This is a genomic window from Micromonospora sp. NPDC005324 (assembly GCF_040607155.1).
Lineage (GTDB): Bacteria > Actinomycetota > Actinomycetes > Mycobacteriales > Micromonosporaceae > Micromonospora > Micromonospora trifolii.
This window is the reverse complement of the sequence record NZ_JBEXGE010000111.1, coordinates 1-2,823: the sequence shown is the minus strand read 5'-3', so window position 1 is coordinate 2,823 and position 2,823 is coordinate 1. Positions and strand designations below refer to the sequence as shown.

1 protein-coding gene and 2 pseudogenes are annotated in these 2,823 nt (G+C 65.7%); 2 read left to right on the top strand and 1 reads right to left on the bottom strand.

Annotated elements, in window-relative coordinates; all coding sequences use genetic code 11:
- Nucleotides 1-100: 100 nt before the first annotated feature.
- Nucleotides 101-903: pseudogene (locus ABZS40_RS36565) on the bottom strand (IS5 family transposase).
- Between the two features lie 527 nt (nucleotides 904-1,430).
- Here ABZS40_RS36565 and ABZS40_RS36560 point away from each other — a divergent pair.
- Both ABZS40_RS36560 and ABZS40_RS36555 read left to right on the top strand, forming a co-directional pair.
- On the top strand, nucleotides 1,431-1,709 hold the full coding sequence (locus ABZS40_RS36560; protein WP_354949303.1) for a transposase: 279 nt from the start codon (nucleotides 1,431-1,433) through the stop codon (nucleotides 1,707-1,709).
- Nucleotides 1,631-2,673, top strand: a pseudogene (locus ABZS40_RS36555) (IS256 family transposase). Before ABZS40_RS36560 ends, ABZS40_RS36555 begins: the two are co-directional and overlap by 79 nt.
- The last annotated feature ends 150 nt before the right edge of the window (nucleotides 2,674-2,823 follow it).

Sequence of the window (2,823 nt, the reverse complement as noted above, 5' to 3'; positions counted from 1 at the left end):
CCTCGCCAAACGCCTCACCACCGAAACCACCCCAACCTGGCGAGACGACTAAAACCACAACACACACAAAATACGTGAATCAGACGTCCTCTTAGAACTGCTAACTCTTCGAGTGTTGGGGTCGGCGCCAGCAGATGATGGCGCTGGCGGGGGTGAGGAAGGCTTCGTGGATGTCGTCGCGGATCTCCCAGCGGGTGCGTGGACGGCGGAACTAGTGCAGTAGGGCGATGGTCTGTTCGACGATTCAGCGTTGGGTGCCGAGTCTGGGGCCGTGGTTGGTGCCGCGTCGGGTGATGATGGGGGTGATGTCCTTGGCTCGTAGCTCGCGGCGGTTCTTGTTGAAGTGGTAGCCGCGGTCGGCGTGGATCCGCTGCGGTCGTTGCCGGGGTGGGCCTCGGATGCTCTTGGTGGGTGGGATCTTGTCGACCAGGGGCATGAGGTGGGTGACGTCGTGACGGTTGCCGCCGGTCAGGCTGACCGCGAGGGATGCCGCCCGGATCGGTGCTGACGTGGTGTTTCGAGCCTGGCGTGCGGCGGTCGACCGGGCTCGGACCGGTTTTGGCCGCCTTTGAGCGCCCGAATATGGGAGCCGTCGATCACCGCCCGAGACATGTCGAGCTGGTCGGCGGCTCTGAGCTTGCCGAGCAGGACTTCGTGCAGGTGTTGCCATACGCCGGTGTCGTTCCAGTCCTGCAAGCGGCGCCAGCAGGTCATCCCGGACCCGGACCCGAACCCGAACTCTTGGGGTAGGTACTCCCATGGGATCGCGGGGTAGAGCACGAACAGGATTCCGCACAACACCTTGCGGTCGTCGAGGGGCTTGCGGCCAGGGAACCGGTGCCTCCGTGGTGGTCGTGTCGGCAGCAGCGGCGCGATCTCGGCCAACAGGTCGTCCGAGACGATCCACGGCGGCTGCTCACCCCCTCACGTTCAGACAAAACGACTCTCACGCCCCCGGGGTTACACCCAACATCATTTCGTTAGGAGTCGTTAGCGGGTGGCCGGGAGTCAGTTGGTTTTGAGCTGGCTGATGCCGCCGTCAACGGCGTGGCGTTGCCGGTAGAGGGTGTCCCTGTGGGTTTTGTCAAGGCTCGAATGTCGCCACCGGTCGTCGAGTTCAGCGACTCGGCGGCGGAGTATGCGGGCGTCGTGCCGCGCGCAGGGCAATGGGTGACGATGTGCGAGGTGCGGCGTAGCTCGATCGGGTCGGAGCAGCAGGCGAGGATGCCGCAGCCGCTTGCCGGTCGAATAAGCGGCGGCATGGGTCGCGCAGGAAGTGGGCCAATGCATCGAGGGCCTCGCGTGCTGCGCAGTTGCGTCCACGGGAGTGGTGTACGACTTGCCCGTCATTGGGCGTGTTGCGTAGATGAGAGACGGCCATCGCGTCGATCCTTCAAGACGACCAAGTCAGAGAAGGAAGTGAGACCGCGATGGCCGCATCTGAGAGTGTGAACCCTGTTGACCTGCTGCGCGAGCAGGTCGAGGGCGCGTCGCCGGACGTGTTGCAGGCGATGGTGAAAGCCTTCGCGCAGGCGTTGATGTCCGCTGAGGCGGACGCTGTTTGTGGTGCTGGCTACGGGCAGCGCAGTGACGAGCGGGTCAATTCCCGCAACGGTTACCGGGTGAGGGAGTGGGACACCCGCGCTGGCACGATCGACCTGGCGATCCCGAAGCTCCGATCGGGTTCGTATTTTCGGACTGGCTGTTGACGCATCGCCGGCGGGCCGAGCGGGCCTTGGTGTCGGTGGTGGCGACCTCTTATCTGCTGGGGGTGTCGACCCGGCGGGTGGAGAAGCTCGTCGAGCAGCTCGGTGTGCGGCAGCTGTCGGAGTCGCAGGTGTCGGAGATGGCCGCGCATTTGGACGTTCGGTGGAGGCGTTTCGCAACCGGCCATTGGACTCCGCCCACTACCCGTTCGTGTGGATGGACGCGTTGACGATGAAGGTCCGGGAGCACGGTCGGACAGTCAACGTTCACGCGCTGGTCGCGGTTGGGGTCAACGCCGACGGTCAGCGTGAGGTTCTGGGCCTGGAGGTCGCCTCTGATGAGGACGGCGCCGGTTGGCTGGCGTTCCTGCGGTCGCTGACCGCCCGCGGCCTGTCCGGCGTGAGCCTGGTCATCTCCGATGCCCACCGCGGTCTCGTTGGCGCGATCGGCGCGGCCCTGCCCGGGGCGGCTTGGCAACGCTGTCGCACCCACTACCTACGCAACCTGCTCACGAAGGTGCCCAAGTCGGCGCAGCCGTGGATCGCCACTCTTGTCCGGACGATCTTCGATCAGCCCGACGCCGACGCCGTGCGGGCCCAGTTCGACCGGGTCGTGGCCACCATCGAGGCGAAGTTCCCCGCCGCTGCCGAACACCTCGCCGACGCCCGAGAGGACTCCCTGGCCTTCACCGGTTTCCCTCGTGAGATCTGGCGCCAGATCTGGTCGAACAATCCTCAGGAACGGCTGAACAAAGAGATCCGCCGCCGCACCGACGTCGTCGGAATCTTCCCGAACCGGCCCGCGATCATCCGCCTCGTCGGCGCGGTCCTCGCCGAGCAGACCGACGAATGGACCGAGGGACGCCGCTACATGGGCCTGGAAATCCTCACCAAAGCCCGCCTCGTCACCTTCCAGCCGGACCGACACGACACCGACCAGGCCGATCCCAGCCCGATCGCCGCCTAACATCAAACCGGATCCTGCGATAGCCGTCTCCTACACCACCAGCGCGGACGTGACCTGCTGCGCCGGGCCGTAGCGCGGGTTGTTCGAGTTGGGCGATCGCCTCGCGGCCGCGTGGGCCGAGGCCAGGTGTGTCGGGAACTGGCCCTGTTC

Bases quoted from the DNA above. Each gene is read 5' to 3' on its own strand.
- ABZS40_RS36560 (WP_354949303.1), top strand. From the start codon at position 1,431: ATGGCCGCATCTGAGAGTGTGAACCCTGTTGACCTGCTGCGCGAGCAG.